At 52.7% G+C, this 22,317-nt stretch carries 22 protein-coding genes; 2 read left to right on the forward strand and 20 right to left on the reverse strand.

Annotated features, from left to right (window positions below; genetic code table 11):
• Positions 1-50 precede the first annotated feature (50 nt).
• From KNP85_RS05455 to KNP85_RS05525, 15 genes are all read right to left on the reverse strand, one after another.
• Complete coding sequence (locus KNP85_RS05455) at positions 51-842, reverse strand: MBL fold metallo-hydrolase (RefSeq protein ID WP_021067871.1); 792 nt, start codon at positions 840-842, stop codon at positions 51-53.
• Positions 843-855: 13 nt separating this feature from the next.
• Entirely contained in the window at positions 856-1,680 is an 825-nt protein-coding gene (locus KNP85_RS05460; protein WP_214801909.1) for a two-component system regulatory protein YycI, read from the reverse strand.
• Entirely contained in the window at positions 1,667-3,052 is a 1,386-nt protein-coding gene (yycH, locus tag KNP85_RS05465; protein WP_214716347.1) for a two-component system activity regulator YycH, read from the reverse strand. Before yycH ends, KNP85_RS05460 begins: the two co-directional genes overlap by 14 nt.
• Positions 3,052-4,893, reverse strand: a complete 1,842-nt coding sequence (gene walK / locus KNP85_RS05470; RefSeq protein WP_021067868.1) for a cell wall metabolism sensor histidine kinase WalK — start codon at positions 4,891-4,893, stop codon at positions 3,052-3,054. The genes yycH and walK overlap by 1 nt, the downstream gene beginning before the upstream one ends.
• A gap of 3 nt (positions 4,894-4,896) precedes the next feature.
• A complete protein-coding gene (gene yycF / locus KNP85_RS05475) occupies positions 4,897-5,607 on the reverse strand; it encodes a response regulator YycF (protein ID WP_021067867.1) in 711 nt (236 codons plus the stop codon).
• Positions 5,608-5,727: 120 nt separating this feature from the next.
• Positions 5,728-7,017, reverse strand: a complete 1,290-nt coding sequence (locus tag KNP85_RS05480) for an adenylosuccinate synthase (RefSeq protein ID WP_021067866.1) — start codon at positions 7,015-7,017, stop codon at positions 5,728-5,730.
• 234 nt (positions 7,018-7,251) lie between these two features.
• Entirely contained in the window at positions 7,252-8,604 is a 1,353-nt protein-coding gene (gene dnaB / locus KNP85_RS05485) for a replicative DNA helicase (RefSeq protein WP_021067865.1), read from the reverse strand.
• A gap of 18 nt (positions 8,605-8,622) precedes the next feature.
• Positions 8,623-9,066 carry a 50S ribosomal protein L9 gene (rplI, locus tag KNP85_RS05490; protein ID WP_021067864.1) on the reverse strand — a complete coding sequence of 148 codons (444 nt, stop codon included), beginning with the start codon at positions 9,064-9,066 and terminating at the stop codon, positions 8,623-8,625.
• Positions 9,063-11,054: a DHH family phosphoesterase gene (locus KNP85_RS05495; RefSeq protein WP_214801911.1), complete on the reverse strand. Its 1,992-nt coding sequence runs from the start codon at positions 11,052-11,054 to the stop codon at positions 9,063-9,065. The genes rplI and KNP85_RS05495 overlap by 4 nt, the downstream gene beginning before the upstream one ends.
• Before the next feature lie 150 nt (positions 11,055-11,204).
• Positions 11,205-11,435 (reverse strand): 30S ribosomal protein S18, encoded by a 231-nt coding sequence (rpsR, locus tag KNP85_RS05500; protein WP_015880232.1) that lies wholly within the window; start codon positions 11,433-11,435, stop codon positions 11,205-11,207.
• Positions 11,436-11,476: 41 nt separating this feature from the next.
• Positions 11,477-11,986, reverse strand: coding sequence for a single-stranded DNA-binding protein (ssb, locus tag KNP85_RS05505; protein WP_021067862.1), 510 nt, complete (start codon positions 11,984-11,986; stop codon positions 11,477-11,479).
• 37 nt (positions 11,987-12,023) lie between these two features.
• The gene (rpsF, locus tag KNP85_RS05510; RefSeq protein ID WP_021067861.1) at positions 12,024-12,311 is read right to left on the reverse strand and encodes a 30S ribosomal protein S6; all 288 of its coding nucleotides are present in this window, start codon (positions 12,309-12,311) and stop codon (positions 12,024-12,026) included.
• Positions 12,312-12,441: 130 nt separating this feature from the next.
• Positions 12,442-13,542, reverse strand: a complete 1,101-nt coding sequence (ychF, locus tag KNP85_RS05515) for a redox-regulated ATPase YchF (RefSeq protein WP_214801923.1) — start codon at positions 13,540-13,542, stop codon at positions 12,442-12,444.
• A 152-nt stretch (positions 13,543-13,694) separates the two neighbouring features.
• Positions 13,695-13,898, reverse strand: a complete 204-nt coding sequence (locus KNP85_RS05520; RefSeq protein ID WP_016509068.1) for a DUF951 domain-containing protein — start codon at positions 13,896-13,898, stop codon at positions 13,695-13,697.
• On the reverse strand, positions 13,888-14,826 hold the full coding sequence (locus KNP85_RS05525; RefSeq protein ID WP_029596438.1) for a mechanosensitive ion channel family protein: 939 nt from the start codon (positions 14,824-14,826) through the stop codon (positions 13,888-13,890). The genes KNP85_RS05520 and KNP85_RS05525 overlap by 11 nt, the downstream gene beginning before the upstream one ends.
• A 169-nt stretch (positions 14,827-14,995) precedes the next feature.
• Here KNP85_RS05525 and yyaC point away from each other — a divergent pair, with 169 nt between their 5' ends.
• Positions 14,996-15,622, forward strand: a complete 627-nt coding sequence (gene yyaC / locus KNP85_RS05530; RefSeq protein ID WP_021067858.1) for a spore protease YyaC — start codon at positions 14,996-14,998, stop codon at positions 15,620-15,622.
• Here the strand turns inward: yyaC and KNP85_RS05535 are convergent.
• The 5 genes from KNP85_RS05535 to mnmE form a co-directional block, all read right to left on the reverse strand.
• Positions 15,595-16,377, reverse strand: coding sequence for a ParB/RepB/Spo0J family partition protein (locus KNP85_RS05535; protein WP_029596439.1), 783 nt, complete (start codon positions 16,375-16,377; stop codon positions 15,595-15,597). The two genes, yyaC and KNP85_RS05535, sit on opposite strands and share 28 nt — an antisense overlap.
• 49 nt (positions 16,378-16,426) lie before the next feature.
• Positions 16,427-17,305 carry a nucleoid occlusion protein gene (noc, locus tag KNP85_RS05540; RefSeq protein ID WP_021067856.1) on the reverse strand — a complete coding sequence of 293 codons (879 nt, stop codon included), beginning with the start codon at positions 17,303-17,305 and terminating at the stop codon, positions 16,427-16,429.
• Positions 17,306-17,384: 79 nt separating this feature from the next.
• The gene (rsmG, locus tag KNP85_RS05545; RefSeq protein WP_021067855.1) at positions 17,385-18,101 is read right to left on the reverse strand and encodes a 16S rRNA (guanine(527)-N(7))-methyltransferase RsmG; all 717 of its coding nucleotides are present in this window, start codon (positions 18,099-18,101) and stop codon (positions 17,385-17,387) included.
• 4 nt (positions 18,102-18,105) lie between these two features.
• Positions 18,106-19,992: a tRNA uridine-5-carboxymethylaminomethyl(34) synthesis enzyme MnmG gene (mnmG, locus tag KNP85_RS05550; protein WP_021067854.1), complete on the reverse strand. Its 1,887-nt coding sequence runs from the start codon at positions 19,990-19,992 to the stop codon at positions 18,106-18,108.
• Positions 19,993-20,007: 15 nt separating this feature from the next.
• A complete protein-coding gene (gene mnmE / locus KNP85_RS05555; protein ID WP_021067853.1) occupies positions 20,008-21,387 on the reverse strand; it encodes a tRNA uridine-5-carboxymethylaminomethyl(34) synthesis GTPase MnmE in 1,380 nt (459 codons plus the stop codon).
• A 170-nt stretch (positions 21,388-21,557) separates the two neighbouring features.
• Here mnmE and KNP85_RS05560 point away from each other — a divergent pair, with 170 nt between their 5' ends.
• The gene (locus KNP85_RS05560; RefSeq protein ID WP_214716327.1) at positions 21,558-22,310 is read left to right on the forward strand and encodes a nucleotidyltransferase domain-containing protein; all 753 of its coding nucleotides are present in this window, start codon (positions 21,558-21,560) and stop codon (positions 22,308-22,310) included.
• Positions 22,311-22,317: the final 7 nt, after the last annotated feature.

The raw sequence follows: 22,317 nt of genomic DNA on the forward strand, positions 1-22,317 counted from the left end.
ACGCGTCCCCCCTTCAAGACAGTGTGTTATCTGTCTTTTCCCAAGTTCGCTTATAAAGAAACGAGCGAAGTGGGGGTCGATGGGTCGGTATCGCACAATTTGATGCGACCGAGGTCGACATCGCGCGTCCCGAGTGTTTGCGAGACGCTCATTTGAGCGAGTTCTTTCATATTGTTATCTTTACTGAGGTGAGCCAAATAAATCCGTTTCGTCTGGTCCCCGATGACCTCGCTCATCGCGATGGCCGCGTCTTCGTTCGAGACGTGACCGTAATCCCCGAGAATCCGGCGCTTGACGCTCCACGGGTAACGACCCATCTGGAGCATCGAAACGTCGTGGTTCGATTCGAAAATAAAATCGTCTGCCCCGCGGATGACGCCTTTCATCCGATCAGACACATAGCCCGTGTCGGTGATATGGGCGAGGCGTCTGCCGTCATGCGCGAACTGGTAGAACATCGGGTCGGCTGCGTCATGGCTGACGTTGAACGACTCAATCTCGATATCCCCGAACTGTTTAATCTCCCCCACCTCGAAGTGAAACTTCAAAGCCGGGTCGACTTTTCCAATCAAGGATTCCATCGCGTCCCACGTCTTCGCGTTCGCGTAAATCGGTAAATTATATTTTCGAGCGAGAATCCCGACACCTTTAATATGGTCGGAGTGCTCATGCGTGACGAGCAGTGCATCGATTCCGTCAAACGACCGGCCGATTTCGGTGATGCGTTGTTGCATCGCCTTCCCGGTCAATCCGGCATCGACGAGCAATTTCGCCCGTTCCGTCTCAATGTAGAGGGCGTTCCCGGTCGAACCGCTCGCAAGCACACTATAGCGTAAAGTCACTCGATCACTCCTTTCATTCTTCTGAATCAAATTCGACCCGTTCGACAGTCCCATCAATCGCATTGACGAAATAGACAGACTCGTCAATCGTGATCGACCAGAGCGGCGGCATGATAATCAAACTGCCGGTACTGTCGAGCGGCAGGCTATAGAAGCCTGTATTGATGGCCCGCATCTCTTGATTCGGCTGGAAGTATTTCCGGGCCGCGAGTTGCGAGATGGCCTCACTCGCCGTCAAGACGAGGTCGTCTTGCGACTTCGAGGTCAAGTTCGTCAAATGACGTTGTTTATAGTCGGTCACTTCGAACGCTTCGTTCAATTGAAGCAATAGCAGTGACGGACCGATGTACTTCTCGGTTTCCCCGTCGATTTCCGGGTTCGAGAAAATCTTATTGTTCTCATACGTCTGCACGAAAGCGACTTGACGCGTCTCGGCGTCATATCGCCAATACGCATATTCGGAACCGAATGGGACGTACTCCGAGACAAACGTCGCCCCGGTCGTCCGCAAATCGTTTTGATCGAGCGGGACAGGTTGCTTGAGCTCAACTTCGAGCTGCATGTTGTCGACTGTCGTCGCCAGTTGGGCTTCCCGATTCTGTGTAATCATCGAGGCCGACATCTGTTCCGACGATCCCGTCAAATAGCCGATATCCCGACCCATCCGTGGCAACTTCGACGCATCGACGTTGCGCTGGTCCAAGATTTGCGCGATGGATGTATTGTCGTTCGTCACGACCTCCGTCGCCCACGTTTCCGTCAAGAGCTGGAACAACAGGTAGATGTTCAGCGCGAGGAAGGCGAAGAGGAGAATCGTTTTCGCTTTACTCCAGTCCACGATACATCATCCTTTCTGTCCAGTCCTCCGGTTGATCGAATGGAATCCATCTTCCGGCTTCCCGAACGAACCAGTTCGGGGAGAACGTGACGTAACGGCTCGTGTCTTCATTGTATTCAATCTCATAGCCGAGACGAATCTCGGTCACGTTTTCAAATCGTCCTGCGTTGACGAGCGTATCAACCACATCTTGTCCATCCGCGAGCTGCGTCGTCCCGACCGAGATCAAACGATCGATTTCGAGATGGTGCCGGGTGATCGACCGGACTTGCGTCCCGTCGTTCTCGACACGCAGCGTCGACAAATCGACGGCGTCGTTGTTGATGAACGCCTCCCGTTGACTGAACACCGGGAAACCGTTCACGTGAAACCGGAACACGGTCGTCTCAAACCCTTGATTGGCCGGGGTAATCGCATCGAAGCGAAGCGACAACCCTTGGCTCTCCGACGTCTCATCGACCCAACCTCCGTGGAAGTTGACGAACTCGACGATCGTGTCGAGCCCGATGACCGACTCTTGTTCCGTGCTATTGCGCGACAAGTTACGGTAGCGGCTCGCGTTCAGGTTCGCATCGTACTCGGCGACGCTAATCCCGTTCGTGAGGGCGCCGACAGAGCTGGCCGGATCGACTTCCTGCACGTTCGGGTCACCCGGGAAGAACGTATCGCGCATCCAGTCGAGGCGCGCCGAGATTTGAATTTGAGATACGTCATAGGCGAACAGCTCATTCATCTCTGGTCCGACGACCGGGATATAGTTAACGCGTTCATCCGTGTACGTGACACGTCGCATCGCCCGGTCCGAATCTTTCAAGAACAGGCTGTTGACGTCCCCTTGGCCGACTTTCGACAAGCGGCCTTCCCAGAGAGACTGGTCGCTCATGATGGTACGGATGCGCCACGTGTCGTCCTTCATGAAGATGAGGGCGCGCTGCGGCACTTTCCCGGACAGGCTGTATGAGCCCGGGAGCATGTAGCTGAGCGTGTCCGCATAATACGCTTCCGGTAAAATCAGTTCGACGGCCTCGTCGACACCCGCATACAAACTCGGGACGTTCTTGACGGCGAGTGGTTTGAACTCGCTCGCTTCGAACGATTCCCGGATGACGCGCATGATCTGCTTCGGCGTGTTCTTCGTGGCAAAGACGGCGTTGTTCTCATGGACGACCGTTTGGGCCGGCACGATGACTTGACGCGCCTGGCGCTGCAACGACTCATCCACCGTCGCGACTTGCGTCTCCGATTGGACCGACTGATACTTCGGATGGTAATCCCAGAGGATGACCGTTTGGACGATGGACGTGACGATCAAGGTGAGCAAGACGAGCGATTTCACTAGTTCTGGCTTCGCCAAGAAGCGTGGTCGTTCCATCAGTCATTCACCTCCACGATCGTATCGAACGGGATGGTGAAGTAAATCGTCGTCCCACGTCCGAACTCACTCTCGGCCCAGATGTCGCCGCCATGGGCAGAAACGACTTCTTTGGCGATTGATAGACCGAGTCCGGTCCCGCCGATATTGCGGGCCCGGGCCTTGTCGACCCGATAGAACCGTTCAAAGATTTTTTTCAAGTTCGATTTCGGGATACCGACTCCTTCATCTTTAATGCCGATGACGAGCCGCTTGGCACGTAGCATCGTCCGGAACGTGATCGTCCCGCCTTCCGGCGAGAACTTGACGGCGTTCGTGATGATGTTATCGATGACCTGCGTCATCTTGTCTTGATCGGCATGGACGTACACGCGACGCTTCATGAGCTTACGGCGGAACTGAATCGTCTCGCCTTTCGTCATCTCATGTCGCTCGATGATATCGTTGAAGAACTGGATAAAATCGAATTTCACTTTTTGCATCGTATACTCTTTGCTGTCCATCTTCGACAGTTGCAACAAGTCGTTGACGAGGCGAATCATCCGCTCCGTCTCGTTTTGTGTCGTCTCGAGGAAGCGCGGGGCGAGCTCGTCGTCCTTATATGCGCCTTCCGCGAGCACTTCGAGGTAACTCCGCATCGTCGTGAGCGGCGTCCGCAGCTCGTGGCTGACGTTCGCGACGAACTCACGGCGGTCTTGCTCGACTTGTTCTTGCTCGGTCACGTCGTGCAAGACGACGATCAGACCGGTGATCGGTCCGCTATGCTTTTGAATCGGCGAGAAGTAGGCGCGGACGAGGAACAGCTCTTCGTCCGTACTGAGGTCGATCAGTTTCGGCGGCATCGTCCCGTCTTCCGGGATGACGATCTCATCGTCAAACTCGAGCAGGTTCTGTAGGTTCGCACCCATCGCCTCTTCTTCCGCGAGCCCAATCATGTCACGGGCCTGGTCGTTCATCAAGATGACCCGAAGCGAGCGGTCCGTCGCGACGACCCCATCTGACATGTTCTCGAGGACGCTCGTCAAGCGGCGTCGCTCAGCCTCGGTCGTGGCATTCGCCTCCATCAGCTCATCGGTCAATTCGTTGAACGAATAGGCGAGTTGGCCGACCTCGTCGTCGGAATAGACTTTAACTTTTCGCGAGAAGTTCCCTTTTCGCATCTCGACGGCTTGACGACGCATATCCGCAATCGGTCGCGTAATCGTCCGTGACAGCAAAATCCCAAGAATCGACGTGATGATGAGGGCGATGAGCGTCCCGGTCGCGAGGATCCGGGTCACTTGTTCCATCTGATTGTAGATGGACTGCATCGACGCCTCGATATAAATCATACCGGTCGTCGTCCCATCGACTTCTGATTTGACCGGAACGGCGACGACGCGCATGCGTTCGTTCGAGTCTTCATAGACGAGCGTCTCTTGCGCCCCGCTCGTCGCAAATGATTTTTGAATGAACGAGTTCGCCGTCCGTTGTCCGACGAGACTCTGGTTGTTCGGGTTCGACGTCGCCCGGACGACACTGTTCGTGTCGATAATCTGGACTTCGCGAATGTCGTCAGCTAGCGTCGTGCTCTCCGTAAACTCAGACAGCAGTTGATCCAGTACCTGGTTCAACTGCTGGTCCGAGGTCGAGTCACCACCGTTCGATGCGATCCCTTCACTGACGTTATAGCTCAGAAGGTTGGCTCGATCGACGAGCGACTGCGAGAAGTTGTTGATGTATTGTCGTTCGAGGGAGCGTACGAAGTACACTCCGATGACTTGCATCGCAACAAGAATGAGCAGCGCATAGATGACGACGAGCTTCCACTGGATAGATTTAAAGAAGTTCGTCCGTTTCATCGTTTAGTCTTCTTCTCCTGCTTTTAAATAGTACCCGACACCACGGCGCGTGATGATATACGTCGGCGTCGATGGATTGTCTTCGACTTTCTCACGCAACCGGCGGACTGTCACGTCGACCGTACGGACATCGCCAAAGTAGTCATAGCCCCATACCGTCTGGAGCAAATGCTCCCGCGTCATGACTTGCCCGATGTTTTGGGCGAGGTAATGGATGAGCTCGAACTCACGGTGTGTCAATTCGATTTTCTCTTCCCGTTTCGTGACCATGTACGAATCCGGATGAATCGTCAAATCACCGATCACGATATCGTTGTCATTGGCACCTTTCGTCTCTGGGGCCGGAGCCGTTGCGTGACGGCGCATGTTCGCCTTGACGCGGGCCAAAAGCTCGCGTGAGCTGAACGGCTTTGTGACGTAATCGTCGGCACCGAGCTCAAGTCCGAGCACTTTATCGATCTCAGAGTCTTTCGCCGTCAACATGATGATTGGCATGTCGTACTTCTTACGGACTTCCCGGCACACTTCCATGCCGTCTTTGAGCGGCAACATGATGTCGAGCAAAATCAAATCCGGTTTGACTTCTTCGACTTTCACGAGCGCCTCTTCCCCGTCATACGCGACGTGGACTTGGTATCCTTCTTTTTCAAGCTTAAACTTCAATATATCTGCGATTGGTTGTTCGTCATCTACCACTAAAATCGTACGATCCATTCAGTGAGTCCTCCTCTTATCGTTAAACGTACATGTCTACATTGTAACTCTTTTTCTATAGGTTAGAAAGCGTGGTCCATTTCCGTGGAAATGAAAAGAGAGCCACGAGGGCTCTCTATCTTATGCTTCGTAAATATCACGCAAGATGACCGTCTGCTCACGTGCCGGTCCGACCGAGAACGTCAACAATTCGATACCTGTCAACGCTTCGATGCGCTTGACGTAGTTCTGCGCGTTCACCGGCAAGTCTTCGAACTTGCGGATGCCTGTGATGTCTTCTGTCCAGCCTGGGAGCTCTTCGAACACCGGCTTGCACTGTTCGAGCACGCGGAAGTTCGGTGGGTACTCGTCGAGGAGCTTGCCTTCGAACTCATATGCCGTACAAATCTTGAGTGTCTCAAGACCTGTCAACACGTCAATCGAGTTGAGGCAAAGGTCTGTGATGCCGCTGACGCGGCGCGAGTGGCGGACGACAACCGAGTCGAACCAACCGACGCGACGCGGACGTCCTGTCGTCGTACCGTACTCTTTTCCGACTTCACGGATCGTGTGACCGATCTCATCGTCAAGTTGGGTCGGGAACGGGCCGTCTCCGACGCGTGACGTGTACGCCTTACAGACGCCGACGACGTGATGGATCTTCGATGGACCGATACCGGCACCGCTCGATACGCCGCCTGAAGCCGCGTTCGATGATGTGACGAACGGGTACGTCCCGTGGTCGATGTCTAGCAACACACCTTGCGCGCCTTCGAAGAGCACTTTCTGTTCTTCGTCGAGCGCGTTGTTCAACACGACCGATGTATCACACACGTACTTGGCGAACTGTTGGCCGTACGCATAGTATTCTTCAAAGATATCATCGAATTCGATCGCATCGACTTCGTACATCTTCACGAACATGCGGTTTTTAATCGCGAGGACCGTCTTGAGCTTCTCGGCGAACACTTCTTTGTCGAGCAGGTCGGCGATGCGAATCCCGATGCGCGCCGCTTTGTCCATGTAGCAAGGACCGATCCCTTTGAGTGTCGTCCCGACTTTGGCGTCGCCTTTCGCGTCCTCTTCGAGCTTGTCTTGCAACTGGTGATACGGCAAAATGACGTGGGCCCGGTTCGAGATGCGGAGGTTATCCGTGCTCACACCGCGCTCATGCAAATACGCGAGCTCCGTGACGAGCGATTTCGGATTGACGACCATCCCGTTCCCGATGACACATGTTTTGTCCGAGTAGAAGATCCCCGATGGAATCAAGTGAAGTTTATACTTCGTATCGTTGAAGACGATTGTATGACCAGCGTTGTCTCCCCCTTGATAACGCGCGACGACCTCGGCCTGCTTCGATAAGAAGTCCGTGATTTTCCCTTTACCTTCATCGCCCCACTGCGTTCCCACTACGACTACTGATGACATAATGAATCCTCCTTGTAGATAAACGTTCTATTCAAACCATCCGTAAGTGTACACTTGCTCTTGTTGAAAGTCAACCTAATACCGAACGATATTTTTAAGTTGTAACCTTTCGTTCGTTATTGACGTGTCATTTCTCGTTCAATGATGGAATTCTTCAAAATCAAGATACGTTTAGGTCTAAAGACCGACCAAAAAGGCGACGTCATGAGACGTCGCCTGGCAGAATCATTCGTCCTACATCGGTGGCGCAAAGGCTTGCGTCTCCATGTTGACGAACTTGTTATATTCTTTTCGGAACGAGAGTTTGACCGTCCCCGTCGGACCGTTACGCTGCTTGGCGATGATGATCTCGATCGTGTTGGCGTCTTCACTCTCTTTGTCGTAATAGTCATCCCGGTACAAGAACGCGACGATATCGGCATCTTGCTCAATCGCCCCGGATTCCCGGATATCCGACATCATCGGCCGCTTGTCTTGACGGCTCTCAACACCACGTGAGAGCTGTGACAAGGCGATGACCGGCACTTGAAGCTCACGCGCGATTGCTTTGAGCGTACGCGAGATTTCCGAGACTTCTTGTTGCCGGTTCTCGCCCGGCTTGCCGTTCCCGACGATGAGCTGCAAGTAGTCAATCATGATCATGCCGAGGCCGTGCTCTTGTTTCAAGCGGCGGCACTTCGCCCGAATCTCGTTGACGCGAAGACCCGGCGTATCATCGATATAGATACCGGCTTGTGACAGTGATGACATGGCGAGCGAGAGTCGCCCCCAGTCCTCGGCCTCGAGCCGTCCCGTCCGTAGACGCTGGGCATCGATATTGCCTTCCGCACAGAGCATCCGCATGACGAGCTGCTCGGCACCCATCTCCAAACTGAAGATGGCGACGTTCTCGCCGGTACGGACGGCCACGTTTTGCGAGATGTTCAAGGCGAAGGCCGTCTTCCCGACGGAAGGACGGGCCGCGACGATGATGAGGTCGTTGCGTTGGAAACCGGCCGTCATCTTGTCGAGATCGCTGAACCCGGTCGCGATACCGGTGATTTCGCCGCTCGATTGGTGCAGTTTTTCAATCGTCGAGTAGGCGTCCGATAAGACCGAGCCGATCGGATGGAAGCTTGACTGCCCTTTACGTTGCGAGACTTTTAAAATGTTCCGCTCGGCGTCTGACAGGACGGCATCGACCTCATCTTGGCGTTCATAGCCGTCCGAGACGATATTCGTCGCAGTCCGAATCAAGCGGCGAAGCGCCGCCTTTTGGTCGACGACGTTCAAATAATAACCGATGTTGCCGATGGCCGGAACCGCTTCGGCGATTTCCGCCAAATAGTTCAACCCACCGATTTCATCGAGAATGCCTTGGGCTTGAAGCTCCGAACTGAGCGTGACCAAATCGACGAGTTCGCCGCGGTCGTTAATCTTCAGCATCGCCTCAAAAATCCGTTGATGGCTGACACGATAAAAGTCGTCCGGGTCGACCCGTTCCGAGGCCGTAATCAGCCGATCAGAATCGAGGATGACGGCCCCAAGGACAGCTTGTTCCGCTTCGACGCTATGTGGCGGGGTGTTGACTTGAATCGCATCACTCATACGTTGTCTACCTCACCTTCACGCTTCTTGAACATGAACGTTTAACGAAGCCGTGACGTCATGATGCAACTTCACCGGCACTTTCGTGAACCCGAGCGCTTTGATTGGGTGTTCAAGCTCGATTTTACGCTTGTCGATCTTGTAGCCCATTCCTTTCAACGCCTCACCGATTTGTTTGCTCGTGACCGATCCGAAGACGCGACCGCCTTCACCTGACTTCGTCTTGACGACGATCGTCTCTTTTTCGAGCTTGTCCTTCAACTGTTGGGCTTGCTTCAATTCTTCTTCGGCCGCTTCTTCAGCGCGTCGCTCTTTCGCGGCGAACGCCTTCAAGTTACCCGGTGTCGCTTCGACCGCCAAGTTCTTTTTAAAGAGTACGTTCTTCGCGTAAGCGTCCGCGACGTCTTTGACGTCACCAGCTTTACCTTGACCTTTAACATCTACTTTTAAAATGACTTTCATTCAGAATCCTCTCCCTCTGTTTCATCTGTCATATAATGATCAATCGCTTCTTGTAATAACGTCTTCGCCTGTTCCCGGCTCACGTTCAATTGCGTCGCCGCGTTCGTCAAATGGCCGCCCCCGTCCAGCATCTCCATGATGACTTGGACGTTGACGTCGCCGAGCGAACGAGCACTGATGCCGGTCCGGCCGTCTGGCAAGATGGCGATGACGAACGACGCTTTAACGCCCTCCATATTGAGGAGTTGGTCAGCGGATTGGGCAATCAACACTTGATGATGCACTTCATCATCCGAAGCGACGGCGATCGCCATACCATCGGAATAAATATCCGTGTTTTCGAGTATATGGGACTGTTCGATATACGATTCAAGGTCTTGACGCATGAAGTGTTGGACAAGCACGGTGTCTGCCCCTTGAATCCGAAGGAAGGAAGCGGCGTCGAACGTCCGCGACCCCGTCCGCAAGGTAAATCCTTTCGTGTCGACCACCATACCTGCGAGGAGCGACGTCGCCTCTAAAATCGATAGCTTGCGCGTCCCGGCCTGATACTCGATCAACTCCGTCACGAGTTCGCACGTCGATGACGCGTACGGCTCCATATAGACGAGGACCGGATCCTCGATGAACTCTTCGCCGCGGCGATGGTGATCGATAACGACGACCCGTTCCGCCCGGTCCAAAATGTCCCGTGAGATGACGAGCGACGGTCGGTGCGTATCGACGACGACGAGGAGCGTCTGTTCGTCGATGAGCGGTTGAGCCTCGAACTCTGTCAAAAAACGGCTATATAGGTCTTCGTCGTTTTCGACTTCATGGACGAGTCGTTGAATGCCGACACTCGTCTCACCGGCCGGAATGACGACGTACGCTTCGCGTCCGACGAATTCAGCCAGTTTCATGATGCCGATTGAGGCGCCGAGCGAGTCCATATCCGGGTTTTTATGACCCATGATCAGGACACGGCTCGACTCCCGAATCAAATCGCGCATCGAGTTCGAGATGACGCGGGCACGAACCCGGGTCCGTTTCTCGGTCGGGTTCGTCTTGCCACCGAAAAAGCGGACTTTTCCATTATGACGTTTGACGACGACCTGGTCACCGCCGCGCCCGAGCCCTAAATCGAGACTCGATTGCGACAAGTTGCCGAGCTCCGTCAACGTCGTCTCTCCGCAACCGATGCCGATGGAGAGTGTGAGCGGAATTTTATGCTCTTTCGTCGCCTCGCGGACCTCATCGAGAATCGAGAAACGATTGTTCTCGAGTTCAGAGAGCGTCCGTTCGTTCATGACGAGAAAGAAGCGGTCAGCTGCCGTCCGGCGCATATAGATGTGATATTTTTGAGCCCATTGGTTCAATAGGACCGTCACGCGTCGATTGATTTCACTGCGAACCTGCTCATCGACGGCGGTCGACATCTCATCATAGTTATCTAAATACAAGACGCCAATCACGGTCTGCGTTTCCGAGTATTTTTGTTCAATCTCTGCCTCATCCGTCATATCAAACAAGTACAGTGTCTGATATTCCTTATTGTAGAGGACGCGATACACGCGATCCCCGACTTCGATGGTCGCCTCGTCCTCTTCTTCCTCGACCAACTCGGTAAACGCCGAGTGAATCGAGTCGAGCGGGATGCCGAGTTCCATCTCAAGCTCAAAGATGAGCCGAGACTGTTCATTGAACCAGCTGATGCGACGCGCTTCGTCGAAGACGAGAATCCCGATCGGCATGCCGGTGAGCGCTTCTTTCCCAACATCTTCAATCCGATGCGACAAGGAATGAACGTATTGTTCCCATGCCTTGCGCTCTCGTCGAATCGTCACTTGCTGATAGATGAAAAAAATCAGCGTGCCCACGAACAGGGTGATTGCCGCCACAATGCTGTAGAACGCCAATCCTAACGCGACCAACATTCCAATCACATATGGAACGGCGTGACGCGCGTACTGGTTCTTCACTGATGTTATTGCTTCACCACTGTGCATGTGTGCCTCCTAAAATGAGTGGTGTTCCACCCATGATGTCTAAATGGTTTCTGCTCTATCATACCATATCCGCCCGTTTCACTTACACTCCTACATCGGCTCAGAAAACAAAAAACGACCTATCCCGAGGGATAAGCCGTGTGTCAAAAATTACTCTGCAACGTATGGAAGCAAAGCCATTTGACGTGAGCGCTTGATAGCGACAGTAAGTGGACGTTGGTATTTCGCTGAAGTACCAGTCACACGACGTGGAAGAATTTTACCACGCTCCGAAACGAAGCGTTTGAGCAATTCTACGTCTTTATAATCGATATGGGTGATGTTGTTCGACGTAAAGAAACATACTTTACGACGACGACGACCTCCTGGACGACGTGCCATGTGAAGACCTCCTTTTTAGTTTAGTTTTCGAATCGACGCGATCAAAATGGCAGATCGTCATCCGATAAGTCGATTTTTCCGCCACCCGAGAACGGGTCAGCTTCAAAACCTTTGTTTGAGTTCGAGGACTGAGATGAAGTCGAAGAAGCGGCTGCGCCCCATCCTGACCCACTTGACTCACCACCACCGAAGACATCTCCAGCCGGTGCTGTATCACGTTGCCCTGAGGCACCGCGTGGTTCAAGGAAGCGTACGCTATCGGCTACGACTTCTGCCCGGTAACGACGTTGGCCATCTTGACCTTCGTAACTACTGATTTGAAGGCGACCGTCTACGCCGGCCATGCTGCCTTTTTTCAAATATTGTGCCACGTTCTCTGCTTGTTTGCGCCAAACGACACAATCAATAAAGTCCGCCTCGCGCTTCCCATCTTGTCCAGTGAATGGACGATCGCAAGCGAGAGTAAAGCGAGTTACGGCAATCCCGCTCTGCGTGTAACGCATTTCTGGATCGCGTGTCAATCGACCAACTAACACAACTCGGTTAATCATCTCAAAGCTCCCCTTTCGCAATATGAAGCGTTAAGAATTAACGCTCGTCTTTAGTTGTCATTTGACGGACAACGTCATCAGAGATCTTCATGAGACGCTCTGTTTCTTGAATCGCTTTAGGCTCAGCAGTGATGTTGAGAAGAACGTAGTGTCCTTCGCGCATCTTGTTGATTTCGTAAGCGAGACGACGTTTACCCATGTCTGTTGTTTTATCAACAGTACCACCGTTTTCAGTGATGACGTTGTTGAAGCGTTCGATTAAAGCTTTCTTAGCTTCCTCATCAACTGATGGACGGATAATGTAAAGAAGTTCGTATTTACGCATTATCTTTCACCTCCTCTTGGACTAACGGCTCCTACCGGTTGTAGGAGCAAGGAGCAAACAAATGTTTTACTCACGTCATAATATACTATCAAACTTCTGTTCGTTTTACAATACGTTTCCGTAAAATGGCTTAAACGTTGAAACGGAACGTGACGACGTCGCCATCTTGGAAGACATATTCTTTTCCTTCTGAGCGAAGTTTCCCTTGTTCTTTGACCGTCGTCATATTGCCGGCAGCTGACAAGTCTTCATACGAGACGACTTCTGCCCGGATGAATCCACGCTCGAAGTCCGAGTGGATGACGCCCGCACATTGTGGGGCTTTCATGCCTTGCTTGAACGTCCAGGCGCGTACTTCTTTCTCACCGGCCGTGAAGTAAGTCGCGAGACCGAGCGTCGAGTAAGCGGCACGAATCAATTGATCGAGACCTGATTCTTCGATGCCGAGGTCTTGCAAGAACTCAAGGCGCTCTTCTGGTTCGAGCTCTGAGATTTCTTCTTCGATGCGGGCACAGATGACGATTACTTTCGCATCTTCTGTCGCCGCGTGTTCACGAACTGCTTGGACGTATGGGTTTTGATCGGCATCCGCCACTTCGTCTTCACTGACGTTCGCGACGTAAAGCATCGGCTTCATCGTGAGCAATTGGAAGTGTTTGACGATCGCAAGCTGGTCTTCTGTCAACTCGGCAACGCGAGCCGGGCGCTCCGATTCGAGGACGGCTTGAACGATTTCAAGTGCCTCGAGTTCTTGAGGTGCACCCTTATCTTTCGACTTGACCATTTTTTGAACGCGCGTGATGCGTTTCTCGACCAACTCAAGGTCGGCCAAAATCAATTCGAGGTTGATGGTCGTGATGTCATCAATCGGCGAGACTTTTCCTGCCACGTGCGTGATGTTGTCGTCTTCAAAGCAACGGACGACTTGGCAAATCGCGTCGACTTCACGGATGTTGGCGAGGAATTTGTTTCCGAGCCCTTCTCCTTTTGACGCACCTTTCACGATTCCGGCGATATCTGTAAACTCAAATGCGGTCGGTACGGTCTTCTTCGGTTTGACGAGTTCCGTCAACCGATCGAGACGTGCGTCCGGCACTTCGACGACCCCTACGTTCGGGTCGATTGTCGCGAACGGATAGTTTGCTGCTTCTACACCGGCTTGCGTGATGGCGTTAAATAATGTCGATTTCCCGACGTTCGGTAATCCGACGATTCCTGCTGTTAATCCCACTTGTATGTCCTCCTCATCCGGCTTTCCCGGGAAATGTTGATCCGTCTGTGGAGTGGGTACGTTCAGTACACCACACCGTCACATCCTTCACAATTATAGTTAGTCCTCGATTAAACCGCAACTCACGGTTGCAACATAGAGAAGAACGCCACTTATTCAGCGGCGTTCTCTTGTTTAAGCACTTTTTTCAATCGCTTATCAAAGTCGCGACGCGGCATGAGCACGCTCGCCCCGCATCCTTGACACTTGATGCGAATATCCATTCCGACCCGAGTCACCTGCCAGCGATTCGTCTGACACGCATGCGGTTTCTTCATTTCTACAAAATCGTTCAACTCATACGATTTAGCCTGCATTTTCCGGCGCTCCTTTAGTCGTTGTGGTTGGCGGCATCATGACGGTACGCGGATACGGGATTTCGATTCCGCGCTCATCTAGCCCGGCCTTCAACTCTTTATGCAAAATCCGACCGGCCGCGAAGTGTTGTGTCGGTGGAACTTCGGCCATGAGACGATAGACGACTTCCGACGGTCCGAGCGACTGCACACCAGCGAGCGTAATTGGTTCGATGAACAAGTCGTGATACTTCTCCTCGACCGTATGGGCGATTTCTTTCAACGCCTTCTCCACTTTATCCGTGTCTTCTTCATACGCGACACCGATATCGACGACTGCGACACTGTTTTCGAGTGAATAATTCGTCACTTGCATGATTTGTCCGTTCGGGATAATCGTCACTTGTCCGTTCAACCCTTTCAACTTCGTCGTCCGAATCCCGACTTCGATGACGGTGCCGTCGACTTGTTGATTTAAATTGACGTAATCCCCGTTCTTATACTGGTTCTCGAAGATGATGAACGCACCTGTGATGACGTCCTTCACCAAGTTTTGCGCACCGAACGAGATGGCCAGACCGGCGACCCCGGCCGATGCGATTAAACCGGCGATATTGACGCCGAACTGCCCGAGCACCGTCAAAATCATGATCAGGCCGAGCACATAGCGAATCGTGTTTTGGGCCAATTTCGATAGCGTCTCATTTTGCCGTTGCGTCACAATATCGTGCTCTTTAATTTTACGCAGTGCGAACACGCGTTGGACCATCGACGTCAAAATGCGTGACGCCACGTAAAGTGCCAAGATGATGAGTGCGACACCGGTCAATTTGATACCGAGACCGATCCACATCTCCGTGTCTTGAAAATAGGCGACGAACCGATTGACACTATCCATCGTTTCGTCGGCTACCGTGCTTAAGTTTGTATCTGTATTTTGTGAAGCCATGTTGTCACCTCTAGCGTTATAGATTCTAACCCATCAAACCATAATTAACGACTTTTCTCAAACCCTACATCCGGACGTTATAAGTTTCGGTGTTCCGGGAATGGGATAATACGGTTTCATTCCGCAATTGCAACTAGACGCAGGCAGCTTAGAAGAGAGGATGAGATTCATGCCGTTTCGCCTAAAACCTCATAAACCATACTCTTTCTTCATCGAACATACCGAACGGAGTGGATCCAAGCTCTTTGCCGATCAACTGCATGATCAGTTGGCAAAGGAGACGCATCGTCCAATCGTCCTCGTTTGTATCGGCTCCGACCGTTCCACCGGTGACTCGCTCGGACCGCTCGTCGGCACGTTCCTTGAGGAGCGCTTTGTCCGCAATATCCATGTGTACGGCACGTTGACAAAACCGGTCCATGCGCTGAACCTTGTCGAGACGCTCCATGAGATTCAGACACGGTTCCATCGCCCCCTCATCATCGCCATCGACGCTTGCCTCGGTCGCTTGTCGAGTGTCGGTTATATCTTCTTCTCAGAAGGACCGCTCGCCCCCGGTGCCGGTGTTCAAAAAGAACTCCCTTCGGTCGGCGAATACAACATTAAAGCCGTCGTCAACGTAAGTGGCTTCATGGAAATGATGATTTTGCAAAACACGCGCCTCCACCTCGTCTATGAGCTGGCCCGTTTCATCACCGACGGGTTCGTCGAGTTCGACTCACGCATCGGGCGGCTTCATCAAGAAGAGGCGGCCATCACCCGACTTCGTCAGTCTCGTGACGAATCGAAATCTTGAGGCGATAACAACGTCAATAGATGTTCCAAATCGTCTTGCGAGAAATACTTCAGCTCGAGGACGCCCCCTTTTCGACGCGGGCGAATCGATACATCCATTTGAAGACGTTCCGCTAGCACCGCCTCGACGGCTTCCACGTCGGCGTCCGAGCGTTTGAGCGTCTTTTTTTCAATGCGCTCTTTTTGTAAATAGCGCTCGAGTCGGCGGACCGTCCATTGCTCGGCGATGACGCGACGGGCAATCTGTTCCATCGCCTGAACCGATTTCATGCCGGTGATGGCCCGGGCGTGGCCCATCGTCAACTCACCGACCATGACCGCATGCTGGACCGCACTCGGTAACCGAAGCAGTCTCAGGCTGTTCGTCACATGGCTCCGACTCTTGCCGACGCGTTCGGCCAGTTGTTGCTGGGTCAATCCGAGCGTTTGCATCAACTGTTCGTAGGCGAGCGCCTCTTCGATCGCGTTCAAGTCGGCACGTTGAATATTCTCAATCAAGGCGAGTTCCATGACGCGGTCCGAGTCGGCCGTGACAATCAATGCCGGGATATCCGTCTTGCCGGCCAATTGAGCAGCCTGAAACCGACGCTCGCCGGCGATGATTTCATAAAACCCACTCGCTTTACGGACGACGATTGGTTGCAACACCCCATAACGTTCAATCGATTGCCTGAGCTCGTCTAACTTTTCTGGTTCGAACTGCTTGCGGGGCTGGTTCGGGTTGGGACGAATGTGTTTAATCGGTAACCGTTCCATCATGATTCCTCCATTCCTTCTGACTGATAGCTATAAAAAAAGCACAGGCTCACTTTTGTGGCCGTGCTTTCGGGATTCGAATTCGAATTTCAACAAATTCGTCTTCTTCGACTTCCTCGGTCTGGACTTCAATCCCGGTCTTTCCGATCAAACTGACCGAGTCCCGGATCGTATTGAGGGCGATTCGCGTGTCACGTGCGAAACTTTTCGTCCGACGGCGTTGCTTTTTCGGTTTCCGCTTCTCTTCTTCAATCGGTGTCGTCAAGAAGGCGACGCGTTCTTCCGTCTCTTTGACGTTAAAGTCCTGCTCTATAATCTCCATGAGCACTTGGAGCTGGAGTCCTTCCTCTTTGAGCGGCAAGAGCGCCCGAGCGTGACGTTCATTGATTTGGCGGTCGCGCAAACATTGCTTGACGTCGTTCGGCAATTTCAACAGGCGTAGTTTATTGGCAATCGTCGACTGACTCTTGCCGAGACTCTTCGCGAGCGCGTCTTGTGTCAGACCTTTCATGGCGAGCAGACGATCGTACGCCTCCGCTTCTTCAATCGGACTTAGCTGTTCGCGCTGCAAGTTCTCAATCAATGCCAGAGCGGCAGTCGTATCGTCATCCATCTCCCGGACGATGGCCGGAATGACCGACCAGCCGAGCGATTTAACGGCGCGGAAGCGGCGTTCCCCAGCGATAATCTCGTAGCGTCCCTCTTCTGCTTTTCGGACGACGATTGGCTGCAGGAGACCATGTTCATCGATTGTGACAGCGAGCTCTTCGATTTTAGCCGGCTCGAATACTTTACGCGGTTGATAACGGTTCGGGAGAAGCAACGATAACGCGATGTCTTGAACCGCGTCATTCGGTTTGACTTCTGCGATTTCTGTAACCGCCACTTCTGGACGACTTCCGAACAGTTTAGCAAATGTTTTCTTCAACGTCGGCACCCCTCTATGTAAAAAATAAGCAGATTCCACTACCGGAATCTGCTTTTAGTTTCACGTGAAACACTATTGCTCAGATTAGCGGCTCTTTCGCTGGGGTACCCGCTTTACGTGGATATTTCCCAGGCGTTTTTCGTAATTTATCTACAATTACGATATTACGCTCACTCATCTCTCCTGGCAATAGGAACTGGTGTGTCGTTTTTACTTTCCCACCGAGCACGGCCAAGGCGTTTTTCGCATCGACCAGCTCGTCGGAAACCTTCGCTGCTTTGAGCGCTACGAACGTTCCGCCGACTTTTGCGAGCGGTAAACAGTACTCGGCGAGCACCGTCATCCGGGCAACCGCACGGGCGGTTACGACATCAAATTGCTCACGAAATTTTTTATTTTTTCCAAACTCTTCGGCGCGTCCGTGATGGAACGCGACACCTTCTAACCCGAGCGCGAGCGCGAGTTCGTTCAAGAACGTGATTCGCTTGTTAAGCGAGTCGATAATCGTCACGTGAAGGTGCGGGAATAGAATTTTGAGCGGCAAACTCGGGAATCCAGCCCCGGCACCGACATCACATACGGTATCCACGTTTGCGAAGTCGAAATGGAACGCCGCACTGAGCGAGTCATAGAAATGCTTCAAATACACTTCTTCCTTGTCCGTGATCGCCGTCAAATTCATCTTCTCATTCCACTCGACGAGCATCTCGAAATACAATTCGAACTGAGCGAGTTGTTTCTCGCTCAATTCAAACCCTTCTGCCTGCAGCGCCTCAATAAATTGGGATTGGTTCATCGTTTCACTCCACTGTCGCGTATTGTCCTTGCTCGATATAGACAAGAAGAATCGAAACGTCCGCCGGGTTTACCCCGGAAATACGTGACGCTTGTCCAATCGAGAGCGGACGAACTTGTTTTAGTTTTTGTTTCGCTTCCGTCGCAAGACCACCGATTGCATCGTAATCGAGTTTCTCCGGAATCCGTTTTTCTTCCATCCGACGCATCTTCTCGACTTGCTCGAGCTGCTTCGAGATGTAGCCTTCGTATTTCACTTGAATCTCGACTTGCTCCGCCACTTCAAACGGCACTTCGATCGGTGCCGGTGCAAAGCGCATGAGCGTCGCGTACGTCACTTCTGGCCGCTTCAACAAAATGCTGGCATGCGTCGCTTCTTTGAGCGGATTCGCGCCAACTTCTTCGAGCACGGCGTTCACGTCAGCGGACGGTTTGATGACGAGTCCGTTGAGACGCTTCACTTCTGCCGCGATAGCGACTCGTTTGTCTTCAAGGTGGGCATGACGCTCTGGTGACAATAGACCGACCTCGTGGCCGATGTCGCTCAAACGAAGGTCCGCATTGTCGTGGCGCAAAAGCAACCGATACTCGGCGCGGGATGTGAGCAGACGGTATGGCTCGTTCGTCCCTTTCGTCACGAGATCATCAATCAGGACGCCGATATACGCCTGTGAGCGGTCCAAGATGACTGGCTCTTTGCCGAGAACTTGGCATGCGGCGTTGATTCCGGCCATGATGCCTTGTCCGGCCGCTTCTTCATAGCCGCTCGTCCCATTGATTTGACCTGCCGTGAACAATCCGCCAACCGTCTTCGTCTCGAGTGTCGGCCAAAGTTGCGTCGGTACGACTGCATCGTACTCAATCGCGTATCCAGGGCGCATCATCTCTGAGTTCTCAAGCCCTGGAATCGTCCGGAGCATTTGATGCTGAACGTCTTCCGGCATACTCGTCGAGAAGCCTTGCACGTAAATTTCTTCCGTGTCGCGACCTTCTGGCTCGAGGAAGATTTGGTGACGCGGTTTATCGTTGAACCGGACGACTTTATCTTCAATCGATGGGCAGTAACGTGGGCCCGTCCCTTTGATGGCACCTGAGTACATTGGCGAACGATGCAAGTTCTCGTCAATCAACTGGTGCGTCCGCTCGCTCGTGTAGGTGAGCCAGCACGGGATTTGCTCGATCGGGTCGAGGTCTTTCGACGTGTAGGAGAAGAGCGACGGATTGTCGTCCCCTGGTTGAATCTCCGTCTTCGAGTAATCGATCGTCTTGCCGTCGATGCGTGGAGGTGTCCCCGTTTTGAAACGAACGAGTTCGAGCCCGAGCTCTTCTAAATGCTTCGACAATTCGACCGAAGGCATCTGGTTGTTCGGACCGCTCTCATACGACAATTCGCCGATGATGATTTGACCGCGCATGAACGTACCCGTTGTGACGATGACCGCTTTCGAGCGGTACTCCGAACCAGTATTCGTGACGACGCCGGCGACTTTCCCGTCTTCGATGAGAAGTCGTTCGACGAGCGCTTGACGAAGCAATAGGTTCGGTTCGTCTTCAAGCACTTTCTTCATATGATTTTGGTATTGGAATTTGTCCGCTTGCGCCCGTAATGCGCGCACTGCTGGACCTTTTGATGTGTTGAGCATCTTCATTTGAATGTACGTCGCATCGATCGCCTTCGCCATTTCGCCACCAAGGGCATCGATTTCGCGAACGACAATCCCTTTCGCTGGACCACCGATCGATGGGTTGCAGTACATGAATCCGACCATATCCGGATTCATCGTGAGCATCGCCGTTTTCGCGCCCATGCGCGCCGAAGCCAGTGCTGCCTCGATTCCCGCATGACCGGCTCCGATGACGATGACATCAAACTCGCCTGCCGTGTAAGCCATAGTTGTTCCTCCTTATTATTTCCCAAGACAAAACTGTGAAAAGAGTTGATCAATCAAACTTTCTTGAACGGTGTCCCCGTTGATTTCGCCGAGCGTATCCCACGCTCGCCGTAAATCGATTTGGACCATATCAATCGGCAAATTCATGGCGGCGCTTCCGAGCGCCTCATCGATTTGTTCGATCGTCCGTTTGATGAGCTGAATGTGTCGTGCGTTCGAGATATATGTCATATCCTGTGATTCGACGCCTTTGGCGAAGAACAAGTTCGAGATCGCCTTCTCCAATGCATCGATTCCCTCTTCTAATAAGAGAGACGTCGCCACAATCGGGCGACCTGCCGCTAGTTTCTCCAGCTTAGAAGAATCCATACTTTGTGGCAAGTCCGTCTTATTGATGATGATGATGGCATTCATACCAGCAATCGCCTCAAACAAGGCCTCATCCTCGACAGTCAGACCTTCGTGCCCGTTCAAGACGAGCAAAATCAAGTCCGCCCCGGCGAGCGCCTTGCGCGATTTCTCGACACCGATCCGCTCGACGATATCTTCCGTCTCCCGAATCCCTGCCGTATCAATCAATTTGAGCGGAACGCCTTTGACGTTCACATACTCTTCAATCGTATCGCGCGTCGTTCCTGCGATTTCCGTGACGATCGCTTTCGTCTCTTGTACGAGCGTGTTCATGAGCGATGATTTGCCGACGTTCGGTCGACCGATAATCGCTGTCGCGAGCCCTTCTCGTAAAATCTTGCCTTGTCGCGCCGTCTCGAGCAGTTGCTCGAGCACACGCTTCACTTCGCCCGCCTTGTCTTCGACGATGGCCTGGGTCATCTCTTCGGCGTCGTATTCCGGATAGTCGATATTGACCTCGACCGCCGCAATCGTCTCAAGCAACAGTTGACGCAACTCGCGGACGAGCCGTGACAAGCGTCCTTCCATTTGTGACATGGCGACGTTCATAGCCCGATCCGTTTTGGCACGAATCAAATCCATGACGGCCTCGGCTTGCGACAAATCAATCCGTCCATTCAAAAAGGCGCGTTTCGTGAACTCGCCCGGTTCTGCCAAGCGGATGTCCGGTTGTTCAAGAATCAGTTCGAGGACACGATTGACCGCGACGATTCCTCCATGGCAATTGATTTCAACGACGTCTTCTCGCGTGAACGTCTTCGGTGCGCGCATGATGCTCACCATGACTTCATCGACGACCTCGTCCGTGCCAGGACGTTTCAATTTTCCGTAATGGATCGTATGTGACTCCACTTTCGTCAAATCCTTTCCAGAAAACACACGGCCCACCGTCTCGACAGCGCGGTCACCGGACAAGCGGACGATTCCGATTGCCCCTTCACCCATCGGCGTCGAAATCGCCGTAATCGTGTCAAACTCTAGCATCATCTTTCCCTCCCATACTTCTTACTACTTCCTCTATCTTATGCATAACGCACCTACTATACACGATATTTGTCTCGAACGAAAGAGTCCGACCTCTCGAGCAACGGTTGCATTTCAGTGAATTACTTTAGTACAATAAAGGAATATATTTCCATGGAGGACGTGATGAAATGCGACAGCAAGATGCCATCGCCACATTGACCGACAGCCTCATCTCCGATACGGACGTGCAGGCCATTTTCTTGAAAGGATCGTTCGGGCGTGGTGAAGCGGACGAACATTCCGATGTCGACTTGTACGTCATGGTCGCCCCTGACAGCCTGAATGAGTTCTTGTCGCGCCGCCGCGACCATCTGGCCACATATCGCCCGATTCTGCTCGAGGACGAAATCGATATCGTAGCCCCGCAACTGATCGTCGTCTATGATGATTTCTTGCATCTCGACTTCTTCACGGTGACGGCGGACACGTTGAACCATCAAGACACAATCACGGTGCTGTATGATCCGGAACATCGACTGCAACATCACTCGAGTTCGCTCACCTTGTCGGATGAAGACTTAAGCGGACACGTGTTTGATGCGATTTGGTTCTTTTTCCAATATACGAAAGCCCGTGACCGCGGCAACGATGTCTGGGCCGTCGAGATGCTTCGGCAAGGCATGAGTCATTTCGCCTATGTGCTCGCCGCTCATTACGAACCCGAACGGGCCGCACTCGGGTTGAAAGACGTGGCCGCCCGACAGCGGATTGAAATCCGGACCTTTTATGAAGCGTTGACACCCGACCATCATGCGACAGCCGCTCGATGGTATATCTCCCGTCTCGAAGTCGAGCGTCCCTTCTTCGAGACGACCGTTGCGTTCGAAGTGATTCGTCCGTTTTTCGACCGACTCGTCATCCGTGAAAAAAGCCGCTCCTAATGTGAGC

Origin of the sequence: Exiguobacterium sp. s194, assembly GCF_018618275.1 — a bacterium.
In the GTDB taxonomy this organism is placed as follows: Bacteria; Bacillota; Bacilli; order Exiguobacteriales; family Exiguobacteriaceae; genus Exiguobacterium; species Exiguobacterium chiriqhucha.

What these genes read in the sequence shown, in the direction of transcription:
- yycH (WP_214716347.1), bottom strand. Translation starts at nt 3,052, where the DNA reads ATGGAACGACCACGCTTCTTGGCGAAGCCAGAACTAGTGAAATCGCTC.
- walK (WP_021067868.1), bottom strand. Translation starts at nt 4,893, where the DNA reads ATGAAACGGACGAACTTCTTTAAATCTATCCAGTGGAAGCTCGTCGTC.
- yycF (WP_021067867.1), bottom strand. Translation starts at nt 5,607, where the DNA reads ATGGATCGTACGATTTTAGTGGTAGATGACGAACAACCAATCGCAGAT.
- KNP85_RS05480 (WP_021067866.1), bottom strand. Translation starts at nt 7,017, where the DNA reads ATGTCATCAGTAGTCGTAGTGGGAACGCAGTGGGGCGATGAAGGTAAA.
- dnaB (WP_021067865.1), bottom strand. Translation starts at nt 8,604, where the DNA reads ATGAGTGATGCGATTCAAGTCAACACCCCGCCACATAGCGTCGAAGCG.
- rplI (WP_021067864.1), bottom strand. Translation starts at nt 9,066, where the DNA reads ATGAAAGTCATTTTAAAAGTAGATGTTAAAGGTCAAGGTAAAGCTGGT.
- KNP85_RS05495 (WP_214801911.1), bottom strand. Translation starts at nt 11,054, where the DNA reads ATGCACAGTGGTGAAGCAATAACATCAGTGAAGAACCAGTACGCGCGT.
- rpsR (WP_015880232.1), bottom strand. Translation starts at nt 11,435, where the DNA reads ATGGCACGTCGTCCAGGAGGTCGTCGTCGTCGTAAAGTATGTTTCTTT.
- ssb (WP_021067862.1), bottom strand. Translation starts at nt 11,986, where the DNA reads ATGATTAACCGAGTTGTGTTAGTTGGTCGATTGACACGCGATCCAGAA.
- rpsF (WP_021067861.1), bottom strand. Translation starts at nt 12,311, where the DNA reads ATGCGTAAATACGAACTTCTTTACATTATCCGTCCATCAGTTGATGAG.
- KNP85_RS05520 (WP_016509068.1), bottom strand. Translation starts at nt 13,898, where the DNA reads ATGCAGGCTAAATCGTATGAGTTGAACGATTTTGTAGAAATGAAGAAA.
- KNP85_RS05525 (WP_029596438.1), bottom strand. Translation starts at nt 14,826, where the DNA reads ATGGCTTCACAAAATACAGATACAAACTTAAGCACGGTAGCCGACGAA.
- yyaC (WP_021067858.1), top strand. Translation starts at nt 14,996, where the DNA reads ATGCCGTTTCGCCTAAAACCTCATAAACCATACTCTTTCTTCATCGAA.
- KNP85_RS05535 (WP_029596439.1), bottom strand. Translation starts at nt 16,377, where the DNA reads ATGGAACGGTTACCGATTAAACACATTCGTCCCAACCCGAACCAGCCC.
- rsmG (WP_021067855.1), bottom strand. Translation starts at nt 18,101, where the DNA reads ATGAACCAATCCCAATTTATTGAGGCGCTGCAGGCAGAAGGGTTTGAA.
- mnmG (WP_021067854.1), bottom strand. Translation starts at nt 19,992, where the DNA reads ATGGCTTACACGGCAGGCGAGTTTGATGTCATCGTCATCGGAGCCGGT.
- mnmE (WP_021067853.1), bottom strand. Translation starts at nt 21,387, where the DNA reads ATGCTAGAGTTTGACACGATTACGGCGATTTCGACGCCGATGGGTGAA.
- KNP85_RS05560 (WP_214716327.1), top strand. Translation starts at nt 21,558, where the DNA reads ATGCGACAGCAAGATGCCATCGCCACATTGACCGACAGCCTCATCTCC.